Origin of the sequence: Gymnodinialimonas ceratoperidinii (assembly GCF_019297855.1) — a bacterium.
GTDB classification, from domain to species: domain Bacteria; phylum Pseudomonadota; class Alphaproteobacteria; order Rhodobacterales; family Rhodobacteraceae; genus Gymnodinialimonas; species Gymnodinialimonas ceratoperidinii.
Window position 1 is genome coordinate 1,055,495 of sequence record NZ_CP079194.1, and the last position, 22,684, is coordinate 1,078,178.

Annotated in this window: 23 protein-coding genes; 9 read left to right on the plus strand and 14 right to left on the minus strand. The window is 64.8% G+C overall.

Going from position 1 to position 22,684, the window contains the following annotated elements:
* The 3 genes from KYE46_RS05175 to KYE46_RS05185 are packed head-to-tail and all read left to right on the plus strand — an operon-like array spanning window position 1 to window position 2,505.
* Entirely contained in the window at window positions 1-942 is a 942-nt protein-coding gene (locus KYE46_RS05175) for an alpha-E domain-containing protein (RefSeq protein ID WP_219003948.1), read from the plus strand.
* Window positions 943-1,740, plus strand: coding sequence for a transglutaminase family protein (locus tag KYE46_RS05180; RefSeq protein ID WP_219003949.1), 798 nt, complete (start codon window positions 943-945; stop codon window positions 1,738-1,740). It begins immediately after the preceding gene.
* A gap of 33 nt (window positions 1,741-1,773) precedes the next feature.
* Window positions 1,774-2,505 carry a proteasome-type protease gene (locus KYE46_RS05185; RefSeq protein ID WP_219003950.1) on the plus strand — a complete coding sequence of 244 codons (732 nt, stop codon included), beginning with the start codon at window positions 1,774-1,776 and terminating at the stop codon, window positions 2,503-2,505.
* Between the two features lie 78 nt (window positions 2,506-2,583).
* On the opposite strand, the gene KYE46_RS05190 is transcribed toward KYE46_RS05185, so the two are convergent.
* The 8 genes from KYE46_RS05190 to KYE46_RS05225 all read right to left on the minus strand — a co-directional run bounded on the left by KYE46_RS05190 (window position 2,584) and on the right by KYE46_RS05225 (window position 10,561).
* Entirely contained in the window at window positions 2,584-2,982 is a 399-nt protein-coding gene (locus KYE46_RS05190; protein WP_219003951.1) for a RidA family protein, read from the minus strand.
* Window positions 2,983-2,985: 3 nt separating this feature from the next.
* Window positions 2,986-3,393, minus strand: a complete 408-nt coding sequence (locus KYE46_RS05195; RefSeq protein WP_247716920.1) for an acyl-CoA thioesterase — start codon at window positions 3,391-3,393, stop codon at window positions 2,986-2,988.
* A complete protein-coding gene (locus KYE46_RS05200) occupies window positions 3,390-5,006 on the minus strand; it encodes an AMP-binding protein (RefSeq protein WP_219003952.1) in 1,617 nt (538 codons plus the stop codon). Before KYE46_RS05200 ends, KYE46_RS05195 begins: the two co-directional genes overlap by 4 nt.
* 120 nt (window positions 5,007-5,126) lie before the next feature.
* Complete coding sequence (locus KYE46_RS05205) at window positions 5,127-6,263, minus strand: acyl-CoA dehydrogenase family protein (RefSeq protein ID WP_219003954.1); 1,137 nt, start codon at window positions 6,261-6,263, stop codon at window positions 5,127-5,129.
* Window positions 6,263-7,063 (minus strand): enoyl-CoA hydratase family protein, encoded by an 801-nt coding sequence (locus KYE46_RS05210; protein ID WP_219003956.1) that lies wholly within the window; start codon window positions 7,061-7,063, stop codon window positions 6,263-6,265. The genes KYE46_RS05205 and KYE46_RS05210 overlap by 1 nt, the downstream gene beginning before the upstream one ends.
* Window positions 7,063-7,539, minus strand: a complete 477-nt coding sequence (locus tag KYE46_RS05215) for a MarR family winged helix-turn-helix transcriptional regulator (protein WP_219003957.1) — start codon at window positions 7,537-7,539, stop codon at window positions 7,063-7,065. The genes KYE46_RS05210 and KYE46_RS05215 overlap by 1 nt, the downstream gene beginning before the upstream one ends.
* Window positions 7,539-8,270: an SDR family NAD(P)-dependent oxidoreductase gene (locus KYE46_RS05220; RefSeq protein ID WP_219003958.1), complete on the minus strand. Its 732-nt coding sequence runs from the start codon at window positions 8,268-8,270 to the stop codon at window positions 7,539-7,541. The genes KYE46_RS05215 and KYE46_RS05220 overlap by 1 nt, the downstream gene beginning before the upstream one ends.
* A complete protein-coding gene (locus KYE46_RS05225) occupies window positions 8,267-10,561 on the minus strand; it encodes a bifunctional salicylyl-CoA 5-hydroxylase/oxidoreductase (protein ID WP_219003959.1) in 2,295 nt (764 codons plus the stop codon). The genes KYE46_RS05220 and KYE46_RS05225 overlap by 4 nt, the downstream gene beginning before the upstream one ends.
* Window positions 10,562-10,707: 146 nt before the next feature.
* Between KYE46_RS05225 and KYE46_RS05230 the strand changes: the two genes are divergently transcribed.
* The 4 genes from KYE46_RS05230 (at window position 10,708) to arsJ (ending at window position 15,277) form a co-directional block, all read left to right on the plus strand.
* Window positions 10,708-11,928, plus strand: a complete 1,221-nt coding sequence (locus KYE46_RS05230) for an acyl-CoA dehydrogenase (RefSeq protein WP_219005020.1) — start codon at window positions 10,708-10,710, stop codon at window positions 11,926-11,928.
* Window positions 11,929-12,153: 225 nt separating this feature from the next.
* Window positions 12,154-13,014 carry an arsenate reductase/protein-tyrosine-phosphatase family protein gene (locus tag KYE46_RS05235; RefSeq protein ID WP_219003960.1) on the plus strand — a complete coding sequence of 287 codons (861 nt, stop codon included), beginning with the start codon at window positions 12,154-12,156 and terminating at the stop codon, window positions 13,012-13,014.
* Window positions 13,011-14,009: an ArsJ-associated glyceraldehyde-3-phosphate dehydrogenase gene (locus KYE46_RS05240; protein ID WP_219003961.1), complete on the plus strand. Its 999-nt coding sequence runs from the start codon at window positions 13,011-13,013 to the stop codon at window positions 14,007-14,009. Before KYE46_RS05235 ends, KYE46_RS05240 begins: the two co-directional genes overlap by 4 nt.
* A gap of 68 nt (window positions 14,010-14,077) precedes the next feature.
* Window positions 14,078-15,277 carry an organoarsenical effux MFS transporter ArsJ gene (gene arsJ, locus KYE46_RS05245; protein ID WP_428845085.1) on the plus strand — a complete coding sequence of 400 codons (1,200 nt, stop codon included), beginning with the start codon at window positions 14,078-14,080 and terminating at the stop codon, window positions 15,275-15,277.
* Here the strand turns inward: arsJ and KYE46_RS05250 are convergent.
* The 5 genes from KYE46_RS05250 to KYE46_RS05270 all read right to left on the minus strand — a co-directional run bounded on the left by KYE46_RS05250 (window position 15,274) and on the right by KYE46_RS05270 (window position 18,888).
* Complete coding sequence (locus KYE46_RS05250; protein ID WP_219003963.1) at window positions 15,274-15,957, minus strand: hypothetical protein; 684 nt, start codon at window positions 15,955-15,957, stop codon at window positions 15,274-15,276. The two genes, arsJ and KYE46_RS05250, sit on opposite strands and share 4 nt — an antisense overlap.
* Complete coding sequence (locus KYE46_RS05255; protein ID WP_219003964.1) at window positions 15,954-16,814, minus strand: SDR family oxidoreductase; 861 nt, start codon at window positions 16,812-16,814, stop codon at window positions 15,954-15,956. Before KYE46_RS05255 ends, KYE46_RS05250 begins: the two co-directional genes overlap by 4 nt.
* A gap of 18 nt (window positions 16,815-16,832) precedes the next feature.
* On the minus strand, window positions 16,833-17,210 hold the full coding sequence (locus tag KYE46_RS05260) for a hypothetical protein (protein WP_219003966.1): 378 nt from the start codon (window positions 17,208-17,210) through the stop codon (window positions 16,833-16,835).
* Window positions 17,211-17,392: 182 nt separating this feature from the next.
* On the minus strand, window positions 17,393-17,755 hold the full coding sequence (locus KYE46_RS05265; RefSeq protein ID WP_219003968.1) for a glycine zipper family protein: 363 nt from the start codon (window positions 17,753-17,755) through the stop codon (window positions 17,393-17,395).
* Between the two features lie 107 nt (window positions 17,756-17,862).
* A complete protein-coding gene (locus KYE46_RS05270) occupies window positions 17,863-18,888 on the minus strand; it encodes a helix-turn-helix domain-containing protein (protein WP_219003970.1) in 1,026 nt (341 codons plus the stop codon).
* Between the two features lie 206 nt (window positions 18,889-19,094).
* Between KYE46_RS05270 and KYE46_RS05275 the strand changes: the two genes are divergently transcribed.
* Complete coding sequence (locus KYE46_RS05275) at window positions 19,095-19,862, plus strand: phosphate/phosphite/phosphonate ABC transporter substrate-binding protein (protein WP_219003971.1); 768 nt, start codon at window positions 19,095-19,097, stop codon at window positions 19,860-19,862.
* On the opposite strand, the gene KYE46_RS05280 is transcribed toward KYE46_RS05275, so the two are convergent.
* Entirely contained in the window at window positions 19,859-20,947 is a 1,089-nt protein-coding gene (locus KYE46_RS05280) for a glycosyltransferase family 2 protein (protein ID WP_219003972.1), read from the minus strand. The genes KYE46_RS05275 and KYE46_RS05280 overlap by 4 nt on opposite strands.
* 230 nt (window positions 20,948-21,177) lie before the next feature.
* Here KYE46_RS05280 and KYE46_RS05285 point away from each other — a divergent pair, with 230 nt between their 5' ends.
* On the plus strand, window positions 21,178-22,596 hold the full coding sequence (locus KYE46_RS05285) for a pyridoxal phosphate-dependent decarboxylase family protein (protein WP_219003973.1): 1,419 nt from the start codon (window positions 21,178-21,180) through the stop codon (window positions 22,594-22,596).
* Window positions 22,597-22,684: the final 88 nt, after the last annotated feature.

Sequence of the window (22,684 nt, forward strand, 5' to 3'; positions counted from 1 at the left end):
ATGTTGGGAAAAACCGCAGGCGGCCTCTTCTGGATGTTCCGCGGCCTGGAACGGGCCGAAAACACCGCACGACTGATCGAAGCCGGTTTCCGCATCGCGCTGACCCGGTCGATGGATCCGGCCTCTGATTGGCGCTCGATCATCGTGACGGCGGCGCAAAAGCCGGGCTTCGACGCCAAGCACAGTGAATACACGAGCCAGAACGTCAGCGATTACCTGCTGCGCGATCCGACGAACCCGAGCTCGGTCCTGTCGGTGATCAAGGCCGCGCGCGACAATGCGCGCCTCGTGCGTACCGCCCTCACGACCGAGGTCTGGGTCGCGGTGAACGAGACGTGGATGGCGCTGACCGAGATGCTCAGAGAGCCCATTTCGGAGGCGGAGCTGCCCGCCACGCTGGAGGCGATCCGACATCAATCCGCGCTGGTGCGCGGGGCGATGCACGGCACGATGCTGCGCAACGATTGCTACAACTTCTGTCGTCTGGGCACCTTTATCGAACGGGCCGACAGCACGGCGCGGATCATCGACGTGAAGTATCACGCCCTGCTGCCCTCACCGTCGCTGGTGGGCAGCAAGCTGGACAACGTGCAGTGGGAGATGATCCTGCGCTCGGTCTCGGCGCACCAATCCTACCGCCACGCGGTCGAGGAAGATTTCAACGCGGTCGGTATCGCGCAATTCCTCCTGCTTGACGGTCGTTTCCCGCGCTCCTTGGCGTTTTGTGCCCGCGGCATCACTGCCAACCTCGCGGCCCTGTGCGAATCCGAGGGCGAGCACAGCGACAGCCTGTCGGCGGCATGGGCCTTCCAGTCGCGCCTGCAGGATCGCGATATCGGGTCGATCTTCGAAGACGGCCTGCACGAGTTCATTTCGCAAACGATCATCGACGTCGCCGACATCGGCGCCCGGATCGAACAGCAATACAGGTTCATCAGTTAGATGCTTATCAAGGTCGTCCACAAGACAGTCTATACCTACGATGCGCCGGTCTCGCAGGCTCTGCAGCAAGTGCGGTTGCGGCCGACGGACGGGCCGTTGCAGACGGTGAAGGACTGGGATCTGGAGGTCGAGGGCGGCTCGGCGGAGGCCAGCTACCGCGACCACCACGGCAACCTCGTGAGCCTGATCTGCGCCGATGAAGGCGTCACCAGCCTGACGATCACCGCCCGCGGCGAGGTCGATACCCACGACAAGGCCGGCGTGCTCGGCAAGGTCTATGGCCGAGCGCCGCTGTGGTATTTCCTGCAATCCACGCAGATGACCGACGCGGGCCCCTTGATCCACGAGATCGCGGATGAGGTGAGGGGGCAGGGCACGGATCTGGAGGTGCTCCACCGCCTCTCTGCCGCCATCCTCGAACGGGTGCCTTATGCCCTGAACGAGACCCATGTGGAGACCAAGGCAGAGGAGGCCGTCAGCCAGAAGAGCGGCGTCTGTCAGGACCACGCCAACATCTTCACCTCCGCCGCGCGCCTATTGGGTTTCCCGGCCCGCTACGTCAGCGGCTACCTCTTCATGGACGACCGCGTCGACCAGGAGGCCAGCCACGCCTGGGCCGAGGTTCACATCGTCGGACTGGGGTGGGTCGGCTTCGATATCTCGAACCAGATTTCCCCGGACGAGCGCTACATCCGTCTGGCGGTCGGGCGCGATGCCCGTGACGCGGCGCCGATTTCCGGCCTTCGCATGGGCGAGGGGGACGAGACCCTCATTGTATCTTTGCAGGTGCAGCAGTAGAGTCGGCGCAAACCCTCTCTCTGGTGATTTCCGATGACTTACTGCGTTGCGTTGCGACTGCATCACGGCCTTGTTTTCATGTCAGATTCTCGCACGAACGCGGGAGTCGACAACTTCGCCTCCACGCGCAAGATGTTCACGTTCTGCACCCCCGGCGAACGGACCATCACCATCATGACGGCGGGTAACCTTGCCACGACGCAGGCGATGATCAGCCTGTTGAACGAGCGGACGTCAGCGGCAGATGACCGCAACCTTGGCATTCTCAACCAGCCCACGATGTTTCAGGTGGCGCGTCTGGTCGGCTCGACCCTGCGCGAGGTCATTTCGAGCAGTTCGGTGGAGGGTCAGCAGACCGCCGATGCCTTCAGCGCCTCGGTCATCGTGGGCGGTCAGATCAAGGGCGGCAAGCCGACGGTCTTCCTGGTCTACCCGGAGGGCAATTTCATCGAGGTCTCCGACGACACGCCCTTCTTCCAGATCGGCGAGACAAAGTACGGCAAACCGATCCTCGTGCGCGCGTTCGAGCCTGACATGGCGACCGAGGATGCGCTGAAGCTGCTTCTCGTGTCCTTCGACTCCACGATCAAATCCAACCTCTCGGTCGCGCCGCCGTTCGACATATCGGTCTATGAGAACGATTCCTTCGCGGACAAGGAAATCTCGCGGGTGGAGGCCGATGATCCGGTGTTCCGGACGATCTCGTCGAAGTGGGGCGAAGCGCTGAAAGACGCGCTCGACGGCTTGCCGACCTACAAGATCTGAACGCCACGCGCCGGTGATCGCGGCCTTCGGGGCGGGCGGCAGGCGGTGCGGCGACAACCGCCGCCCCGCGCCATGGCGTCAGGGCTTGATGTAGGCCGTTGCCTCGATCTCCAGCAGCGCGTCGTCTTCCACGAGGCCTGCCACGATCAGCATCGACATGGCCGGGAAGTGACGCCCCAGAACCTTGCGATAGACCTGACCCACTTCGCGTTGCCGCGCGATGTATTCCGCCTTGTCGATCACGAACCACGTCAGGCGGGTGATATCCTCGACCTTGCCGCCCGCCGCCGTCACCACGTCCACGATGTTGCGCAGGGCCTGCTCCATCTGGCCGATGAAATCATGGGAGGTGAACTCCTGCGCGGCGTTCCAGCCGATCTGCCCGCCGATGTAGAGCGTGCCGTCCGCGGCGAGGATGCCGTTGGCGTAGCCTTTGGCAGGCGCCCAACCGTCGGGTTGAATGGTGGTATGTGTCATGGGTCAGCTCCGGATATAGGGCGTTAGGGCATCGCGCATCGGGTCGGTCCATGGCTTGGGGCGCCCGGATGCGTCGATATGGACAAGGGTCAGGGTGGCAGAGAAGCGGCGCTCGGCCCCTGCATCGGCGGTGATCGCGATGCCGAGGCTGGCGGTGCCGAGCTGCGTCAGCTCCAACGTCAGCTTAAGATGATCGCCGTGCCGGCTCGGGGCCGGAAACGCCGTCTCGATCTGGACGGTGGGCACGCCGCCGCTCTCGAGTATCTTCTCGAACGGGAAGCCCGCATGGTCGAAGAACGCCTCGACGCAGTCGTTGATCATCTCGAAATAGCGCGGATAGAAGACGACGCCCGCCGGGTCGCAGTGCTTGAAAAGCACCTTCTGGGGCAGGGTGAATTGGCGATGGGTCACGGCTGCTCCTTCAGCAGGAAGCGCTGGATCTTGCCGGTCTGCGTCTTCGGCAGCGCCTCCACGAAGCGCACGTCACGCGGGTACTTGAACGGGGCAATCGTGGCCTTCACGTGGTCCTGCAACGCTTTCACCATCTCGGGCGAAGGCTTGGCATCGTTTAGAACCACATGGGCCTGCACGATCATCCCGCGCTCTTCCGACGGCGCACCGACAACCGCACATTCCGCGACCGCGGGATGCGACAGCAGGGCGGCCTCGACCTCGGGGCCGGCGATATTGTAGCCGGAGGAGACGATCATATCGTCGTTGCGCGCGGCGAAATGCAGGTAGCCGTCCTCATCCATCGTGAAGGCGTCGCCCGAGATGTTCCAGCCGTCCAGCACGTAGTTGGCCTGCCGGTCGTCGTTCATGTAGCGGCAGCCGGTGGGGCCGCGCACGGCGAGGCGCCCGACGGTGCCCCGGGGCACCTCCTTGCCCTCTTCGTCGATGATCTTCGCCTCGTAGCCCGTGACCGGGCGGCCGGTGCAGGCGGGACGGTGATCGTCGAAGCGGTTGGAGATGAAGATATGCAGCATCTCGGTCGCGCCGATGCCGTCCAGCATCGGTTTGCCGGTCTTGCGCATCCATTCGTCATAGACGGGGGCGGGCAGGGTCTCTCCGGCGGAGACGGCGGCACGCAGGCTGCTGAGGTCCGCGCCCTCGTCCATCGCCGACAGCATGGCACGGTAGGCGGTGGGGGCGGTGAAGCAGACGGTGGCCTTATATTTCTCGATGATCTCGATCATGTTGGGCGGCGAGGCCGTCTCCAGCAGGGTCGCCGTGGCCCCGAAGCGCAGCGGAAAGATCGCGAGGCCGCCGAGCCCGAAGGTGAAGGCCAACGGCGGCGAGCCCACGAAGACATCGTCCGGCGTCACGCCCAGAACCTCGCGCGCATAGCCGTCGGCGATGATCAACAGGTCGCGGTGAAAATGCATCGTGGCCTTGGGCGAACCCGTGGTGCCCGAGGTGAAGCCCAGAAGCGCCACGTCCTCGCGGCCCGTAGCCACGGCGTCGAACTGCACTGGTTTCTCCAGCGCCAGACGGTCCAGCTCGGCATCGTGGTTGGAGGTGCCGTCAAAGCCGATCACATGGGTGAGCGTCTCGCATTGTGCGGCGGAGCCCTCCATCTCCTCCATCAGCCGGGTGTCGCAAAGCGCGTGGGTGATCTGCGCCTTCTCCACGATCTGCGCCAGCTCCGTGGCCCGCAGCATCGGCATGGTGTTGACCACGACGGCGCCGACCTTGGTGGCGGCCAGCCAGCAGGCCACCATCGCGGGGTTGTTGGCCGAGCGGATCAGCACCCGATTGCCGGGCACGACGCCCAGATCCTCGACCAGCACATGGGCGAGGCGGTTGGTCCAGTCGGTCAGCTCCTTGTAGGTCCGCCGCCGCCCGTTGCCGATCAGCGCGGTGCGGTCGCCGAAGCCCTTGGCGACCATCGCGTCGGTCAGCTCCACACCGACGTTGAGCGTGTCCGGATAGTCGAAACCCTCCAACAAGAAGTCCGGCCATTGGTCTTCGGGCGGAAGGTTATCGCGGGAGAAGGTATCGGTATGGGCGCTGGCGCTTAACATGGCTTACTCGCTTGCGTTGCGGGGCAGGAAGCCGCCGGATTGAAGGGTCTGGGCCGCAGGGAAGGGCGCTGTGAGGCCGGTCATCGGATCGTTCATGGGGCGCCTCCTTCGCGGCGGGTCTCAGTGACCCAGGGTTTGTCGTGCGATGATCACGCGCTGGACGTCGGACGCGCCCTCGTAGATGCGCAAGGCACGGATTTCGCGGTAAAGTTTCTCGACCGTCTCACCCGAGCGGACACCGTCTCCGCCGTGCAGCTGCACCGCCTTGTCGATGACCTCCTGCGCGTGGTCGGTGGCGAAAAGCTTTGCCATCGCCGCCTCGCGGGTGATCCGCGGCGCGCCGCTGTCCTTGGTCCAGGCTGCGCGGTAGACCAGCAGGGCCGAGGCGTCGATGTCCACCGCCATGTCGGCGATATGCCCCTGCACCATTTGCAAATCCGAGAGCGGCGCGCCCTGCACGTGACGCGCGGTGACGCGGGCCACCGCCTCGTCCAGCGCGCGGCGGGCAAAGCCAAGCGCGGCGGCGGCCACGGTGGAGCGGAAGACGTCCAGCACCGCCATGGCGATCTTGAAGCCCGCGCCGCTCTCGCCGATGCGGGCGCTTTCGGGGATGCGGCAGTCGCTGAAATCCAGCGTCGCCAGCGGATGGGGCGCGATGGTGTCGAGCCGTTCCGCGATGGTCAGGCCGGGCGTATCGGCGGGCACCACGAAGGCCGAAAGACCGCGCGCCCCCGGCGCATCACCGGTGCGGGCGAAGACGGTGTAGACATCGGCGATGCCACCATTGCTGATCCATGTCTTCTGGCCGTTCAACACGTAATGCGCGCCGTCGCGCGTCGCCGTCATGGTGGAGTTCGCCACGTCCGAGCCCGATTGCGGCTCGGTCAGCGCAAAGGCCGAGATCGCACGTCCCGCGCGGGTCTGGGGCAGCCATGCGTCCTTCTGCGCGTCACTGCCGAAAAGCGAGATCGCCCCGGTGCCAAGCCCCTGCATCGCGAAAGCAAAATCGGCCAACCCGTCGTGGCGCGCCAAGGTCTCGCGCGCGAGGCAGAGGGTGCGCACGTCAAGCGTGCCGTCGGGACTGGCGGTGCGTTGCAAAATGCCCGCCTCGCCAAGGGTCGTGACCAGCGTGCGGCAGGCCGCGTCGGTATCGCCGTGGTCGATGTTCAGCCCTGCGGCCACCTCTTCGACCTGCGCGGCCCAGTCCCGGTGCGCGGGGTCGAAGAACGGCCAGTGGAGGAAGGATTGATCAGCCATCAGTTGCCCTCGAACGCAGGTTTTTCCTTCGCAACGAAGGCGTTATAGGCGCGCTCGAAATCGCCGGTCTGCATGCAGATCGCCTGGGCCTGGGCCTCGGCCTCGATCGCCTGCTCGATCGACATCGACCATTCCTGCACCAGCATCGTCTTGGTCATCATGTGGGCAAAGTTCGGCCCCGCCGCGATCCGGGCGGCCATGGTCTGGGCCTCGGCCTCCAAATCGTCGGCTGCCACCAGCTTGTTGTGGAAGCCCCAGGCGTGGCCCTCCTCGGCGCTCATCGAGCGGCCGGTGTAGAGCAGCTCCGCCGCGCGGCCCTGGCCGATGATCCGGGGCAGGATCGCGCAAGCGCCCATGTCGCAGCCCGCCAGCCCGACGCGGGTGAAGAGGAAGGCGGTTTTCGCCTCGGGCGTGGCGATGCGCATGTCGGCGGCCATGGCGATGATCGCGCCGGCACCCACGCAGATGCCGTCGATCGCCGCGATGACAGGCTTGCCGCAGTTCACGATCGCCTTGACCAGATCACCGGTCATCCGGGTGAAGGCCAAAAGCTCCTTCATCGTCATCTTCGTCAACGGCCCGATGATGTCGTGCACGTCGCCGCCCGAGCTGAAGTTGCCGCCGTTCGAGGCAAAGACCACGGCGTTGACCTCGTCGGAATAGTGCAGGTCGCGGAACCAGTCGCGCAGCTCGGCATAGCTGTCGAAGGTCAGCGGGTTCTTGCGGTCCGGCCGGTCGAGCGCGATGGTCGCGATCCCGTCGGTGATCTCGCATTTGAAGTGGGTGACGTCGGTGCGCATCAGGCGTTTCCTCCAGAGTGAAGCTTGGCTTCAAGTTGTTCGAGCCGCGCGCCGATATCGGCGGCCTCTTCGGCGGCAAAGCCCTCCAGCATGGAGTCGATCCATGCCTCGTGGGCGCTGGCCTGCCTCTCAAATTCCTCAACACCCCGTTGCGTCAGCCGCACGACCGAGGCGCGTCGGTCACCGGGCACGGGCACGCGGACAAGGAAGCCGTCCTCGGCCAGCCGGTCGACGATGCCCGTGACGTTGCCGTTGGAGACCCGCAGGACACCGGAGAGCTGGCTCATCTTGAGCCCGTCCTCGAAGCGCGAGAGCGCGGCCATCACGTCGAAGCGCGGCAGGGTCGTGGCAAACTCCTCGCGCAGGTTTTCGCGCAGCACCGTCTCGATCGAGCGGCTGGTCTTAAGCAGCCGCAACCAGAGCCGGAGGCGCTCCTTCGAGGGTGGGGCGAGAACTTCGGGAGAGGGCTGCCGCATCAGATTTCGCCTCCGGACAGGCTCAGCGTGTGGCCGTTGACCGAGCGGGCCGCATCGGAACAGAGCCAGAGCGCCGTTGCCGCCACTTCCTCGGGTTGGATGAACCGACCTTGCGGGTTGCTTTTCACCAGCGATTTGCGCGCATCCTCGGCGCTCATCCCGGTGGTCGCCACGATGTTCTCCACCGATTGGTCCAGCAGCGGCGTCTCGATGAAGCCGGGGCAGATCGCGTTCACGGTGATCCCGGTCCGCGCCAGTTCCAGCGACAGGGCGCGGGTCAGCCCGACGACGCCGTGTTTCGCCGCGCAATAGCCCGCGACATAGGGAAAACCCTTCAGCCCGGCGGTCGAGGCGATGGCGATCATCCGCCCGCCGCCCGCGGCCTTCATGTCGGGCAGGGCGGCCTGCCAGACGTTGAAGACGCCCAGGACGTTCACGTCGAGCATCCCGTGCAGGTCCGCGGGCGTCATCTTCGCGAAGGGCTTGGACGTCGCCGCGCCCGCGTTGGCGATCACCATGGTGACCGGACCGTGCTGCGCGCGGGCCAACTCGAACGCCGCGGCAACCTGCTCGGCATCGGTCACGTCGCAGATCTGGTAGGACAATCCCTGCGCCTGCAGGGGCGCCTCGCGCCGGCCCATGATGGTGACGGTGTATCCGGCGGCAGCGAATTGCTGCGCCGTTTCTGCGCCCACGCCCGAGCCGCCGCCGGTGATCACGACATGGCTCATACCTGACCCACCATTTCTGCCGCCCGGTCCGCCAGACGCCACGCCTGGTCGCGGCCCGCCTCGTAGGGTTGCGGCCAGTTTTCCTGCCGATCGCCGAGCGCGGTGGCCGCGTGCAGCGTCCAATAAGGATCAGCCAGGTGCGGACGCGCGAGGCAGACCAGATCCGCGCGGCCCGCCATGAGGATCGAGTTCACGTGGTCGGCCTCGTAGATATTGCCGACCGCCATCGTCTTGATGCCGGCCTCGTTGCGAATGCGGTCCGAAAACGGCGTCTGGAACATCCGGCCGTAGACCGGCTGCGCCTCGGTCGAGGTCTGGCCCGCCGACACGTCGATGATATCCGCGCCGTGGGCCTCGAACATCTTCGCAATCTCCACGGCATCCTCCGCCGTGATGCCCTCGTCCCCGGCCCAGTCGCTGGCCGAAATCCGCACCGACATGGGCTTTTGCTCGGGCCAGACAGCGCGCATCGCGTCGAAGACCTCCAGCGGGTAGCGCATCCGGTTCTCGAGGCTGCCGCCGTATTCATCCTCGCGCCGGTTCGACAGCGGCGAGATGAACGAGGAAATCAGGTAGCCGTGGGCGGCGTGCAATTCGATCATGTCGAAACCCGCGCGCTCGGCCATCTCGGCGGCGGCGACGAACTCGGCCTTCACTTGGTCCATCTGGGCGCGGTTCATCGCCTCGGGCACCGCGTTCTCCTCCGACCACGGGATGTCCGAGGCCGACAGGATCGGCCAATTGCCATCTTCCAGCGGCTTGTCCATCCCCTCCCACCCCACGCGGGTAGAGCCCTTGCGGCCGGAATGCCCGATCTGGCAGCAGATCTTCGCCTCGGTCTCATTGTGGACGAAGTCGGTCAGACGGCGCCACGCGGCCTCGTGCTCGGGAGCATAGAGGCCAGGGCAGCCGGGCGTGATGCGGCCCTCGGGCGAGACGCAGGTCATCTCCGTATAGACCAGCCCCGCACCGCCCTTGGCGCGCTCGCCGTAATGGATCAGGTGCCAGTCGGTCGGCGTGCCGTCGACGGCCTTGTATTGCGCCATGGGCGAGACGACGATCCGGTTCTTCAGCTTCATGTCGCGCAGCGCGAAGGGGGCGAACATCGGCGCGCGGGCCGGGGAGGTCGCATCGCCCCCCGCCTGTTCCATGAACCATGCCTCCGCCGAGCCGAGCCATTCCGGATCGCGGGTGCGCAGGTTCTCGTGGCTGATCCGCTGCGACCGGGTCAGCATGGAGTAATTCAGCTGCACCGGGTCGAGGTGCAGGTAACGCTCGACGTCCTCGAACCATTCGACGGAGTTGCGCGCCGCCGATTGCAGGCGCAGCACTTCCAGCCGCCGCTCGTCCTCGTAATTGGCAAAGGCCTCTTCCAGCGTCGGCTTCTCGGTAATGTCGTCGGCCAGCGCGATCGCGCTCTCCAGCGCCAGCTTGGTGCCGGACCCGATGGAGAAATGCGCCGTCGCCGAGGCGTCGCCCAGAAGCACCACGTTCTCGTGGCTCCACTTCTCGCAGAGCACGCGCGGGAACTGGATCCAGGCAGAGCCGCGAATGTGGTTGGCGTTGGTCATCAAAGCGTGGCCATCCAGATGATCGCGGAAGATCTCCTCGCAGACGGCGATGCTTTCCTGCTGGCTCATCTCGCCGAAACCGTAGGCATCGAAGGTCTTCTGGCTGCACTCCACGATAAACGTCGCCGTGTCATCGTCGAACTGGTAGGCATGGGCCCAGACCCACCCCTTGGGCGTGTCCTCGAATATGAAGGTGAAGGCATCGTCGAAGCGCTGGTGGGTGCCAAGCCAGACGAACTGGCACTTGCGGGTATCGACGTCGGGCTTGAAGGCGTCGGCAAACTCCATCCGCGTCTTGGAGTTCAGCCCGTCGCAGGCCACCACGATGTCGTAGTCATCCTTGTAGGCCGAGGCCGAGGCGATCTCGGTCTGGAACTGCAGATCGACGCCCAACTCCCGCGCGCGGTCCTGCAGGATCAGCAGTAGCTTCTTGCGTCCGATCCCGCAGAAACCATGGCCGCTGGACACGAGTTTCTGGCCTTGATGGTGCAAAGCCACGTCATCCCAATAGGCGAAATTCTCGCGGATCACGGCGGCGCTCTTGGCGTCGTTTTTCGACAGGTTATCAAGTGTTTCGTCAGACAGGACGACGCCCCAACCGAAGGTGTCATCCGCCTTGTTGCGCTCGAACACGGTGATCTCGGCTTGCGGATTGCGAAGCTTCATCGAGATCCCAAAGTAGAGGCCAGCCGGGCCGCCTCCAAGACAAGCAATACGCATGTTCGACCCACTCTCTTGTTCCGTTGGGTCGAGGCTACGAAGAGGCAGAATGTATTTCAAGCAAAAATATTTTATACTTGAAATAAATGAACGTCGCTTCTACCAATTTCTGGATCATTAAGTGTTGGAGAGATCCCGTGAACCAGATGACCCCTTCAAAATCGGGCCCCGAAGCCGCCCGCGCGAAACCTGCGGCGTTGGTCTGGGACGATCCGTTCCTGCTGGAGAACCAGCTGAACGAAGAGGAGCGGATGATCCGCGACTCGGCGCGCGCCTATTGCCAGGAAGCGCTCGGCGCGCGGGTGGTGATGGCCAACCGGCACGAGACGTTCGATCGCGAGATCATGACCGAGATGGGCGACATGGGCCTGCTCGGCGCGACCATCCCCGAGGAATACGGCGGCATCGGGGCGAACTACGTCTCCTACGGCCTCGTCGCGCGTGAGGTGGAGCGGGTCGACAGCGGTTACCGCTCGGCCATGTCGGTGCAGAGCTCCCTCGTGATGCACCCGATCTTCGCCTATGGCACCGAGGCGCAGCGCCAGAAATATCTGCCCGAGCTGGCCTCGGGCCGCATGGTCGGCTGCTTCGGCCTGACCGAGCCCGATCACGGCTCGGACCCCGGCTCGATGGTGACGCGGGCCAAGCCGGTCGACGGCGGATACTCGATCTCGGGCGCCAAGAACTGGATCACCAACTCGCCCATCGCCGATGTCTTCATCATCTGGGCCAAGTCCGACGCCCATGATGGCAAGATCAAGGGCTTCATCCTCGAGAAGGGCATGAAGGGGCTGAACGCGCCCAAGATCGAGGGCAAGTTCTCGCTCCGCGCCTCGATCACCGGGATGATCCAGATGGACGAGGTCTTTGTCCCCGAAGACAACCTTCTGCCCGAAGTCAGCGGCCTCGCCGGCCCCTTCGGCTGCCTCAACCGCGCGCGTTTCGGCATCGCCTGGGGCGCCATGGGCGCAGCCGAGGCCTGCTTCCACGCGGCCCGCGACTACACGATGGACCGCAAGCAGTTCGGCCGCCCGCTGGCGCAGACGCAGCTGATCCAGAAGAAGCTCGCCGACATGCAGGCAGAGATCGCCCTCGGCCTGCAGGGCGCGCTGCAACTGGGCCGCATGTTCGACGATCACACGGCGCCGGCCGAACTGATCTCGCTGATGAAGCGCAACAACTGCGGCAAGGCCCTCGCCATCGCCCGCGAGGCCCGCGACATGCACGGCGGCAACGGGGTCAGCGACGAATACGGCGTCATCCGCCACGTGATGAACCTCGAAGCGGTCAACACCTACGAGGGCACCCACGACGTCCACGCCCTGATCATGGGCCGCGGCATCACCGGCCTGCAGGCCTTCGCCTGAGCGGGGTGCGCGGAGGTCCGCCTCCGCGCCTTCCGATTTCTTCTACAAGATCACCGCCCCTCAGTGCAGCGCCTGACTGGGCAACTCGCCGACTCTCCGTTGACCCGGCGCCTTCTGGGAGAGGGCGGCTAACCCGCGCGGCCCACTCCCGCCACCGTCCGCAAGCCACCCGTTGTCACAAAACTTTCACTGGCGCAGCCTCCATACTTCGCATATTCGCGAATTATGGAACAACTGATCCCACATCGCCTGACCGTCCTCGGTCATCCCCAACGCCTCGCGGTGTTTCGTTTGCTGATGCGGCGATACCCGGACCGGGTGCCGGCCACGGAACTGGCCGCCGCGTTGGACGTGAAGCCGAACACGTTGTCGAGCTACGTCAAGGCGCTCCTCGAGGCGGGCATGGTGACGCAGGAGCGGGTGGGGACATCTCTGCGTTACGCAGCCCATCTAGAAGCGGCGCGAGAGACCATTGATTACCTGTTGAATGATTGCTGCCGGGGGCGTCCCGAAATATGCGCGCCGGCCGTCGCATCGCCGAAGGGAGAGCACAGCATGCCCGACCGCAAGTACAACGTCCTGTTCATCTGCACCGGCAATTCCGCCCGCTCGATCTTCGCGGAGTCGATCCTGCGGCACATGGCCGGTGACCGCTTCGAGGTCCATTCCGCAGGCACCAAACCGCAGTCCGAGCTGAACCCCTTCGCCGTGGCGGTTCTGCAGCAGAAGGGCCATGACGTCTCGGCGCTGAGGGCCAAGAATATCGCGGAATTTCGAGGCCCTGACGCCCCCCGCTTCGATTTCGTCTTCACCGTTTGCGATCAGGCCGCGAACGAGGAATGCCCGACATGGCAGGGCCAGCCGATCAGCGCCCATTGGGGCCTGCCCGATCCGGTCAAGGCGCAAGGATCGGACGCGGAACGCAGCCTCGCATTCCAGCAGGCCTACGGCGTACTGCACAACCGGATGCTCGGCTTTACAGCCCTCCCGCTCGACGCGCTGGACAGGATGTCCCTGCAATGGGCCGTTGATGATCTCGCCCGTCTCACCACGACCGACACGCCTACCGAAGGATCGCCCTCATGACTGTTTTCGCCCTCAACGGCCTTGGCCGCATCGGCAAACTCGCCCTGAAACCCCTGCTCGAGAGCGGCGCCGAGATCGCCTGGATCAACGACGGCGTGGGCGCGCCCGACATGCACGCCCATCTGCTGGAGTTCGACACCGTTCACGGCCGCTGGAACGCCGAGTTCGCCTATGACGACGACAGCGTCACGATCGACGGCACCCGGCTGCCGTTCATCGGCACCCGCGACCTTACGGCTCTCCCGCTCGAGGGCGTGGACGTCGTGATCGACTGCACCGGCGCGTTCAAGTCCGAGGCCGCCCTCGCGCCGTATTTCGAGGCTGGCGTCAAGAAGGTCGTCGTCTCCGCCCCGGTGAAAGACGGCGATACCGCCAACATCGTGATGGGCGTGAACGAGAGCACCTATGACGCCGACCGCCACCGGATCGTCACCGCCGCCTCCTGCACCACCAATTGCCTCGCGCCGGTGGTGAAGGTCATCCACGATTCCCTCCGCATCCGGCATGGCTCGATCACGACGATCCACAACGTGACCAACACGCAGACCATCGTTGACCGGCCCGCCAAGGATTTGCGGCGCGCGCGCTCGGCGCTCAACTCGCTGATCCCGACGACGACCGGCAGCGCGACGGCGATCACCCTGATCTACCCCGAGCTCAAGGGCCGTCTGAACGGCCACGCCGTCCGGGTGCCGCTGCTCAACGCCTCGCTAACCGACTGCGTCTTCGAGGTGGCGCGCGAGACCACGGCCGAGGAGGTCAACGCCTTCTTCAAGGAAGCCGCCGAGGGGCCGCTCAAGGGCATCCTGGGCTACGAGGAGCGCCCACTGGTCTCCACCGATTACACCAACGACACGCGCTCCAGCATCGTCGACGCGCCCTCCACCATGGTGGTGAACGGCACGCAGGTGAAGATCTACGCGTGGTACGACAACGAGATGGGCTACGCGCACCGGCTCGTCGACGTGGCGCGGATGGTCGGGGACGGCCTGTGAGCACCGCCAACCCGCGCCCCGAGGGGCTCTCGGCCTACGTCGCCGTCACTGCCGCCTATTGGGCCTTCATGCTGACCGATGGCGCCTTGCGGATGCTGGTGCTGCTGCACTTTCACACCCTCGGCTTCTCGCCGGTGCAACTGGCCTACCTCTTCATCCTCTATGAAATCGCGGGCATCGTGACGAACCTCTGCGCGGGCTGGATCGCGGCGCGGTTCGGTCTGACCTCGACGCTCTACGCGGGGCTCGGGTTGCAGGTTCTGGCGCTGCTCGCGCTGGCGATGCTCGACCCGGCGTGGGCCATCGGCCTGTCGGTCGTCTTCGTGATGCTGGTGCAGGGGGCAAGCGGCGTGGCGAAGGACCTCGCCAAGATGTCCGCGAAATCCGCCGTGAAGCTTCTGGCTCCGGCAGAGGGCGGCGGCTTGTTCCGGTGGGTCGCCCTGCTGACCGGGTCCAAGAACATGGTGAAGGGCGTGGGCTTCCTTCTGGGCGCGGCGCTTCTGGCGACACTGGGGTTCGTCTGGGCCGTCCTCGGCATGGCGGCGATCTTGGCGCTCATCCTCGCGGCGGTGCTGGTCGCCATGCCCGCAGGTCTGCCCAAGGGCCGCAAGGGGGCGAAGTTCTCCGAGGTCTTCTCGAAATCGGCCAATGTGAACTGGCTCAGCGTCGCGCGGGTCTTCCTCTTCGGCGCGCGCGACGTCTGGTTCGTCGTCGGCATCCCAATCTATTTCTACGCGGTCCTGTCCGATGGGACCGAGGCCGGTAACCGCGCGACGTTCTTTCTCATCGGGTCCTTCATGGCGGGGTGGATCATCCTTTACGGGCTGGTGCAGGCCAATGCCCCCCGTATCCTGCGCGCCGCCTCCCGCTCGGAGGCCGCCCTTCTAGACGCCGCGCGGAACTGGGCCTGGGGGCTGGCCGCGGTGCCGGTGGTGCTGACAATCGCCTCGCTGGTGGCAGATGGCCCGCAGGACTGGCTGACGGTGACGCTGGTGGCCGGCCTGCTTGTCTTCGGGATGGTCTTCGCGGTCAATTCCTCGCTCCATTCCTACCTGATCCTGTCGTTCTCGAAGGCCGAACGCGTGACGATGGACGTGGGCTTCTACTACATGGCCAACGCCGCGGGCCGCCTCCTGGGCACGCTGCTGTCGGGCCTGACCTACCAAATCGGCGGCCTCTCCCTCATGCTGGCAAGCGCCGCCGCAATGGTCATGGCCGCCGCACTCGCCTCCGGACGCCTGACGCCCGACGGCGCGGCGGACGCCTAGACGCCAGCCGCCGCTGGCCCGGGCCGCGCGCGGACGCGGAGCAGGTCAACCCCGATGGCGAAGAACCACCCGATGGCGCCGAGGCCAAAGACGGCTCCCGCCACGTCTCCCGCTGCGGGGACGAGCGTGATGATCCCGGCGGCCCCGGTCACGAGGCCGAGCAGGGAGGTGAACCGCCCGAGGCCCTTGCCCCGCCACCCGAAGAGGCTGACGCAAGCGATCCAGACCGCCCCCGCGATTTCGTTGCCGCCGCCAAGGCCAAGCTCGACGGCGTGCAGAACCTCCCAGGTTTGCGCGGCCCCCTCGGGGTCATGCGCTGCAAGGGTCACGGCACGTTCAACGGCGACATTCGCCACCATGCCGGCCGCCAATACCAACGTGGCCCAGATCAACCCGAAGGCGCGGGTCAGCGCAGCGCCGTCCGGCGTGGCTGGCCGCAAGTGGGCCGCCAGGGCTGTGACTAGCACCGTCAGGCCCAAAGCGTTGATGATGTAGATGCCGGTATTCCACGTGATCAGGAGCCCCGGGTTTTCGCTGGCAAAGGCGACGACGGCGTCGGCATCGAGCTCGCCGCTGCCAAAACCCAACGGCGCAAGAACGGTGAGGAGGAGGGCGAAACCGAACACGTAGGTGCCGCCACAGAGAAGTGCGGCCAAGCCGCCAAAGGTGCGCAGGGTCATGATAGGCTCCGTTCTGCGTTGATGATGTCAGCGAAATGATCCTTCAGGCGTCTCGTGCCGTGACGCTCTCCGACCATGTCTTGCGCCATGGCGCTCAGGAAGAACTGCGCCGGCCCATGGATCTTGCGCGGCGTGATCCACGGCAGAAGCCGCAACGCGGCGCGACGCAGGAGATCGGGCACATAGGTGATGCGGCTGCGCGCACCCACACAGGCAAAGGCGAGCCCGGCGATCTCCGCAAGCGTGAGGACGTCCGGCCCGCCCACGTCCAACCAATCCCGGCCTTCCGCGATGGCCTCGGCGCTGGCGCAAGCCAGGTCCGCGCCGTGGATCGGGTTGATCCGGCACCCGCCGTCGCCAAACAGCCAGACCCGCCCGGCCTGCGCCATCGCAAGAATGTCCTCCATGTCCGAGAAATACCCCGAGGGCGCGATCACGGTGGCGCGTAGCGGGCTGTCGGCCAAGGCTTCAACAAAAGCCGCCTTTGCCGCCACCAGCGGGACATCCGACATGGCCCCGGCGTTGAGCACATGGATATAGGCGAAGCGTCGGACGCCCGCAGCCTCGGCCTCGCGCAGCAGGTTCACATTGGCTTGGAAATCGACGTCCCAATATCTCAACCCGTCGGCCTGCCGCGTGATCCCAAGCGCCGAGATCACCAGATCCGCGCCCGACATGGTGCCGACAAGGGTCTCGGGCCGGGTGGCTTCGGCTTCGATCAATTGGTCCGCCGTCACGCCTCGCGCACGCTCGGCGTTTCGGACAAGCGCCATGACGTACCAGCCTCGCTGGTGGTACTCCTCGCAAAGATGACGCCCGAGGTATCCGGTCGCGCCGGCGATGAAGACGGTTTTCATTGTCTTGGCTCCAATGGCTTAAAGAAATGCGACAGCCAGGGCACTCACGGCCATGGCGCATGTGACAGGCGCCCAAAGCAGCCTTTCAGGGCGCGAGGGGCTGATCGCATTGGCAATGGCGGTGAGGATGGAAAGCCCGAGTGCTGCCCAGAACAGGCCATCGGGGACCTCTGCCGCGATCACGCCGGCCCTTGCCAGAACCACCCAGGCCATCGCGGCAAGAAGGCTGCCCTGTACCACGGCCAGGATGCGCCACCTCGGGGGCAGAACGCCGGGATGTCGCCCGCCATTGGCGAAGCGGCCCCATGGCGCGCCCATGGCGAGGCCGATCTGCATGGCGAGAGGCAGCGCGCAGCAAGTCGCGTAGATCAGGGCAAAGGCGGATGCGGTGGACATGGCAAGGCTCCGGAAAAGGGCCGGATCAGCAGCGACGCTGACCCGGCAGAGAGGGGGGCACATCGGCCGGAGGCACAGCGCGCGCGTCGCGGAGAAACTGTCCGGTCAGCAAAAGGTGCAGCGCCAAAAAACGCCGATTGCGGCAATGCAGGATGGTCATGGTCGGTCTCATCCTGCGGCGCTCAACCGACAACGGCATGGCCGCGCCCGCGCAGGCATTCGACGACGATGGCTTCCCGCCGCTCTCCGGCTTCGACGGTGCCGGCAACGCCGCCGGCCAATGCGCCGGCAATCGCGCCGCCCAAGGCGTCGCCCGTGTCGGCCTGTCCCAGAAGCGCGCCCGCGCCCGCGCCCATGACCGTCGCACCCAGAGTATCCTGATCAAACTGGTTCTGGTTGCGCGCAAGGGTCTGACAGGCGCTCAGGTCCGAGCGGAAGGCCGCGGTCGGCGCGCCGTCAAGGATCGGTGTGTAATTTGCCCCGCTATCGGCGCAGGCGGCCAGAAGGCTGACGCCCGCAACCGTGGCAATCGTGAGAGTTTTCATATCGTGACCTTTCTCGTCAATTTGATGAGAGAGGAGATAAGCCCCGATGCGGCGCTGCGGCATGACCGGATGTATCAGCCGTTTGACACTTGGTAACAATCGGCGCGTCAGGCCGCGCGGTTGAGGTAGGCCGTGGGGCTGTGGCCGGTCCAGCGCTTGAAGGCCCGCACGAAAGAGGATGCCTCCGAAAAGCCCAACAGGTAGGCCGTCTCGTTGACCGAGACCTTCTGCGCGCTCAGGTAATCCAGCGCCATGCGTTTGCGGAGATCGTCGTGCACTTCGCCGAAGGTCAGGCCCTCATCCTTCAGCCGCCGATAAAGCGTCTGGCGGCTCATCCCCACGTCACGGGCCACGCGATCCATCGAAATGCTGCCTTCATGCAACCGAGGCAGGATCTGCGCCTCGACGAGGCCGCGCGTGGTGGTGGCGGCTTCCAGCTCTTCCAGCAGCGCGTCGGCGTGGCGCGTGAAGATGCCAAAGGCGTAGGCGTGTCCGGGCTCGAAATCGGAATCGTCGGTGATCCAGACGGGATCGATCCGCAGCGCATTGCGCGCGGCATTGAAATGGACAGGAAGGCGGAAAAGCTCGGGATATTGATCCACATGCGGCGGCGGCGCATAGGTCACCTCCAGTTCGATGCCGAAGGTCAGGTTCGGAAACGACCGGCGAAACTCGCTGATGAACCGCGCGAAAGAGGCTTCGGTGCCCAGATACTCGGTTTCAGGGAAAATCAGGTGATCAATGATCCAGAGCCCCTGCGGCGTTTCCAACAGTTCGAACCGATCGCGCCCCTGCGCCGCATCACGCTCGGACATCAGGCGGAGGTACCGATTCAACTGCGCGATGGAATGCGCCAGTGACGCCGAGGTGTGCACGATCTGGCCGACGACCGACATGGTTTCCAGCTCTGACGCAAAGGTGTGGCGCAGCAGAAGGGCCGTGTCACCGGTCTGGGAAATCGCCGCCCCGATCAGCGCCTCGTATGAGGCGACGGGAATGCGGTTGTCCTGATCACGAAGATCCGCCTCGCTCAGGCCGCTGGCGGACAGCAGGCTGGACCTGTCCGCGCCTTGGCCCACGGCGAAATCCGCAAGCGCGGCGGCAAAGCCTGCCGCCATTGTTGGAGCGCCCATGACAATACTCTACGTAATGAAATACCGTGACGCACTATTGCCCCATTCGAAAAAAGCGGCAACTCCCGGTCATAACCCTTTGTCCGGTGAACCCGCCATGAGCCTGTCGATATCACTTCGGTCCGGCCAACCGCGTTTCGACAATCACCAGTTCCGCCTGTAGGTTGCCCTCGACGTGACAACACACTCCAAAGCGGGACCCGCCGATGATTGCCAGCCTGATGATGTACCAGCGGCCCGAGCTTGCGGCGGCCCATGACAGGTTGTGGTCTGCGATCCGGGACCGGCTGCGCGCGGACGGCATTCCCGCGCCCAAAAGCCTGTCGCAGGACGCCGAAGAGTTTTCCGTCTGGCGCGATCCCGAGCTGGTCCTGAGCCAGACCTGCGGCATGCCTTATCGGCTCTGGCTCCACGGGCAGGTGAGCCTTGTCGGAACGCCGGATTACGGGCTCGACGCCTGCCCGCCGGGCCACTACCGCAGCGCGCTTGTCGTGCGGGCGGATGACCCGCGAGAGCAGGTGACGGACTTCGCAAACGCGCGATTTGCCTACAACCAGACCTTCTCCCAATCCGGCTTCGCGGCGCCGTTCTGGCACCTGCACGACCACGGCTTCTTCTTTCAGGATCGCCTCCACACCGGCGCGCACCTCGCCTCCGCGCGCGCCGTGGCCGACGGCACGGCAGACATCGCCTCTCTGGACGCAGTTACATGGCGCAACATCGAAAGGTTCGACCCCTTCGCCCCCCGCCTGAGGGTCCTCGCCTGGACCGCGCCCACCCCGGGCCTGCCGCTGATCACCTCCGCCAGCAACGACGCCCCGGCCATAACCCGCGCTGTTCACGCCGCCATCGACGACCTCTCGCAGGAGGACAAGGACCTGCTTGGCTTGAAAGGGCTCGTCAGCATCCCAAAGGAAAACTACCTCGCCGTGCCGAACCCGCCGGGCACGGCCGAGCTTTCGCCACCGATCTAGCGGACGATCCCTTTCAGGGATTCCACCCCCTCGAACCGCCGGCTGACGCTGCAGACGGGGGAGGTCTCGAGGGCGTCCGATTTATCGATCATCGTGGAATACATCGTGCTCCCACCCGCGTGCTGCCCGCGCTGCACGTTGTACTCGAAGCCCGAGACGCCCTTGTAGAACTTGAAGTGCAGCAGAGCGGCGATGGATTCCGACACCGGGACCTTGGTGTTGATGGCATGGGGCGCACGATGGAATTTCATGCCAACCTGCCATTTGAGAAGCGCAAATTTGTTCAAGATGACCGGAGATTTTGTGAAGGCAGACTTGGTCGCGGCACGCGTTAATCTATTTTGCCAAGCCTGTAACCAAGACGGATTAATTGGCCGGTTCATGTTGGAATAGGTCGAGAGCAACGTGCGTTTGAGCGATGATAGCCGGCTCGGCGTGAAAAAAAGCCTCTCTCTCACGCCGCCCATGAAGCAAACCGGCGGTGTCGGAAAACGACGCGCAAATTTCTTGGGCAGGGCTGCGATCCGCAGGCCGGATGGTACTTCGCCTTGACCGTCAAAATAGGGGAAAGCCTGTGTCAGAGGGACGGAGCCATCATAGCGTTGCTCGTTGATTGGCAGGTCTGCATACATGTCGATCATGGCAGCAATTAAAGCAGCCTCTCCCGCATGATCGAGAGCCTCCGCTGTTTGCGGAAGAGTGCGGGTTTTGTCGGCAAGGTACAGGAATTCGTCCATGTCTGGCAGACAGACCCATGACCCGGCACAGTACTCGTTTAAGAGGAAATGTCTCCAAGCGGCGACGTTGTCCTTGAACTCCGCATCCCCAATCGGTCGAAACACCGCGACATCCGGCTGCTCTTTCAGGATCTCGAACGTGCCATCGGTCGACCGGTCGTCGACGATGTAGAACTGTTCGATGCCCAGTGCGCGATAGTGGTCGAGGAATTGTTCGACGATCAGCACCTCGTTGTGACAGAGGGTGACGCAGCTCACGCGGGGCAGGTCGCCAGATTTGCCAACAGCTGTCACGGGCGTGACCTGTTGCAAGGTTCCGATCTGGATGAGGTCCGCTGGCTGGCTCATGCTGTACCTTGTCGCTTGACTGACGGCGCGCCCGTGACGTCGCAATATTGCCCGGAACGGCCCGCTGCGATGCGCCCTGAGGCAGGTAACGCAAGGCGGTCCGTTTTCCAAGTCACGACGGATCGTGTCGGCTAACTTCGCCGCCTCATACATGGGATGCACCCGCGTCGAAAAGCTGGTCTAACCGTCGCGTCGCTTGGGGCGATGCGGGCTTGGGAGAGGGACACCGAATGGATTGGGATGATTTCGCCCGTTGGGGCGGCAGGATTGCCGAGTGGGGCGCGCAGTATCACAAGACGCTGCGCGAGCGGCCGGTGCGGGCGCAGACGAGGCCGGGTGAGATCGCCGCGCAACTGCCCGTCTCGCCGCCCGACGCGCCCGAGGCAATGGACGCCGTCATGGCGGATTTCGAGGCCATCGTCATGCCCGGCATGACCCATTGGCAGCACCCGCGCTTCTTCGCTTATTTCGCCGCCAACGCCGCGCCGCCGTCGATGCTGGCCGAGCAACTGGTCAACACGGTCGCGGCGCAATGCATGCTTTGGCAGACGTCTCCCGCCGCGACCGAGGTGGAGGGCGTGATGGTCGATTGGCTCCGCCAGGCCCTTAATCTTCCGCAAGATTATACCGGCGTCATTCAGGACAGCGCCTCCTCCGCGACGCTTTCGGCGGTGCTGACGATGCGCGAGCGGGCGACGGGCTATACCGGCAACCGCGAGGGCCTGTCGGGCAAGGGCGCGCTCAGGGTTTACTGCTCGGAGCATGTGCATTCCTCCATCGACCGCGCCGCCTGGGTCGCGGGGATCGGGCAGGACAACCTCGTGAAACTGCCCACCAAGGGGGAGCGTTTTGCGCTGGATGTCGTCGCGCTGGAAGACGCGATCGCGCGCGATATCACGGCGGGGCACACGCCCGCGGGCATCATCGCGATCACCGGCGGCACCGGCGTCGGGGCCTCGGATGATCTGGGCGCGGTGCTGGAGGTCGCCAAGGCCCATGATCTTTACACGCACCTCGATGCCGCCTGGGCCGGGTCGGCCATGATCTGCCCCGAGTTCCACGCCGATTTCTGGAACGGGGTCGCCGGCTACGACTCCATCGTCTTCAACCCGCACAAGTGGCTCGGCGCGCAATTCGATTGCTCGATCCAGTTCCTGCGCGACGCGCAGCCGCAGCTGAACACCCTCAAGATCGAGCCGGAGTACCTGCGGACCACGGGCGACGCGGTGACCAATTACAGCGAATGGACCATTCCACTCGGTCGCCGCTTCCGGGCGCTCAAGATCTGGTTCCTGATCCGCTGCTATGGCCTCGACGGCCTGCGCACCCGTATCCGCAACCACGTGCAATGGGCGGGGGAACTGTGTGACGCCCTCCGCGAGATCGAAGGGTTCGAGATCACGTCAGAGCCGATCCTGAGCCTGTTTTCCTTCCGCTGTCCGGGCAGCGATGCCGATCAGCAACGGCTCGTTGATGCGCTCAACGATGACGGACGCATCTACCTGACCCAAGGTGCGCTCAACGGGCGCAAGGTGATCCGCTTTCAGGTCGGCCAATTCGACTGCACGCGGGACGACGTCATGATGGCGCGCGACGTGATCGAAGAGATTTGGCGACAAATTAATGGACGTAAGGTAAAAAACTTCTAGGGAACCAAATCTGTATACAGGTGTTCTTCCCCTACGTAAGGGACGCTTGCTCGAATTAACGAGCAGGCGCGTAGCAGAACCTGGAGGC

What these genes read in the sequence shown, in the direction of transcription:
- KYE46_RS05175 (WP_219003948.1), top strand. Translation starts at nt 1, where the DNA reads ATGTTGGGAAAAACCGCAGGCGGCCTCTTCTGGATGTTCCGCGGCCTG.
- KYE46_RS05180 (WP_219003949.1), top strand. Translation starts at nt 943, where the DNA reads ATGCTTATCAAGGTCGTCCACAAGACAGTCTATACCTACGATGCGCCG.
- KYE46_RS05185 (WP_219003950.1), top strand. Translation starts at nt 1,774, where the DNA reads ATGACTTACTGCGTTGCGTTGCGACTGCATCACGGCCTTGTTTTCATG.
- KYE46_RS05190 (WP_219003951.1), bottom strand. Translation starts at nt 2,982, where the DNA reads ATGACACATACCACCATTCAACCCGACGGTTGGGCGCCTGCCAAAGGC.
- KYE46_RS05200 (WP_219003952.1), bottom strand. Translation starts at nt 5,006, where the DNA reads ATGTTAAGCGCCAGCGCCCATACCGATACCTTCTCCCGCGATAACCTT.
- KYE46_RS05205 (WP_219003954.1), bottom strand. Translation starts at nt 6,263, where the DNA reads ATGGCTGATCAATCCTTCCTCCACTGGCCGTTCTTCGACCCCGCGCAC.
- KYE46_RS05210 (WP_219003956.1), bottom strand. Translation starts at nt 7,063, where the DNA reads ATGCGCACCGACGTCACCCACTTCAAATGCGAGATCACCGACGGGATC.
- KYE46_RS05215 (WP_219003957.1), bottom strand. Translation starts at nt 7,539, where the DNA reads ATGCGGCAGCCCTCTCCCGAAGTTCTCGCCCCACCCTCGAAGGAGCGC.
- KYE46_RS05220 (WP_219003958.1), bottom strand. Translation starts at nt 8,270, where the DNA reads ATGAGCCATGTCGTGATCACCGGCGGCGGCTCGGGCGTGGGCGCAGAA.
- KYE46_RS05225 (WP_219003959.1), bottom strand. Translation starts at nt 10,561, where the DNA reads ATGCGTATTGCTTGTCTTGGAGGCGGCCCGGCTGGCCTCTACTTTGGG.
- KYE46_RS05230 (WP_219005020.1), top strand. Translation starts at nt 10,708, where the DNA reads ATGACCCCTTCAAAATCGGGCCCCGAAGCCGCCCGCGCGAAACCTGCG.
- KYE46_RS05235 (WP_219003960.1), top strand. Translation starts at nt 12,154, where the DNA reads ATGGAACAACTGATCCCACATCGCCTGACCGTCCTCGGTCATCCCCAA.
- KYE46_RS05240 (WP_219003961.1), top strand. Translation starts at nt 13,011, where the DNA reads ATGACTGTTTTCGCCCTCAACGGCCTTGGCCGCATCGGCAAACTCGCC.
- arsJ (WP_428845085.1), top strand. Translation starts at nt 14,078, where the DNA reads ATGCTGACCGATGGCGCCTTGCGGATGCTGGTGCTGCTGCACTTTCAC.
- KYE46_RS05250 (WP_219003963.1), bottom strand. Translation starts at nt 15,957, where the DNA reads ATGACCCTGCGCACCTTTGGCGGCTTGGCCGCACTTCTCTGTGGCGGC.
- KYE46_RS05255 (WP_219003964.1), bottom strand. Translation starts at nt 16,814, where the DNA reads ATGAAAACCGTCTTCATCGCCGGCGCGACCGGATACCTCGGGCGTCAT.
- KYE46_RS05260 (WP_219003966.1), bottom strand. Translation starts at nt 17,210, where the DNA reads ATGTCCACCGCATCCGCCTTTGCCCTGATCTACGCGACTTGCTGCGCG.
- KYE46_RS05265 (WP_219003968.1), bottom strand. Translation starts at nt 17,755, where the DNA reads ATGAAAACTCTCACGATTGCCACGGTTGCGGGCGTCAGCCTTCTGGCC.
- KYE46_RS05270 (WP_219003970.1), bottom strand. Translation starts at nt 18,888, where the DNA reads ATGGGCGCTCCAACAATGGCGGCAGGCTTTGCCGCCGCGCTTGCGGAT.
- KYE46_RS05275 (WP_219003971.1), top strand. Translation starts at nt 19,095, where the DNA reads ATGATTGCCAGCCTGATGATGTACCAGCGGCCCGAGCTTGCGGCGGCC.
- KYE46_RS05280 (WP_219003972.1), bottom strand. Translation starts at nt 20,947, where the DNA reads ATGAGCCAGCCAGCGGACCTCATCCAGATCGGAACCTTGCAACAGGTC.
- KYE46_RS05285 (WP_219003973.1), top strand. Translation starts at nt 21,178, where the DNA reads ATGGATTGGGATGATTTCGCCCGTTGGGGCGGCAGGATTGCCGAGTGG.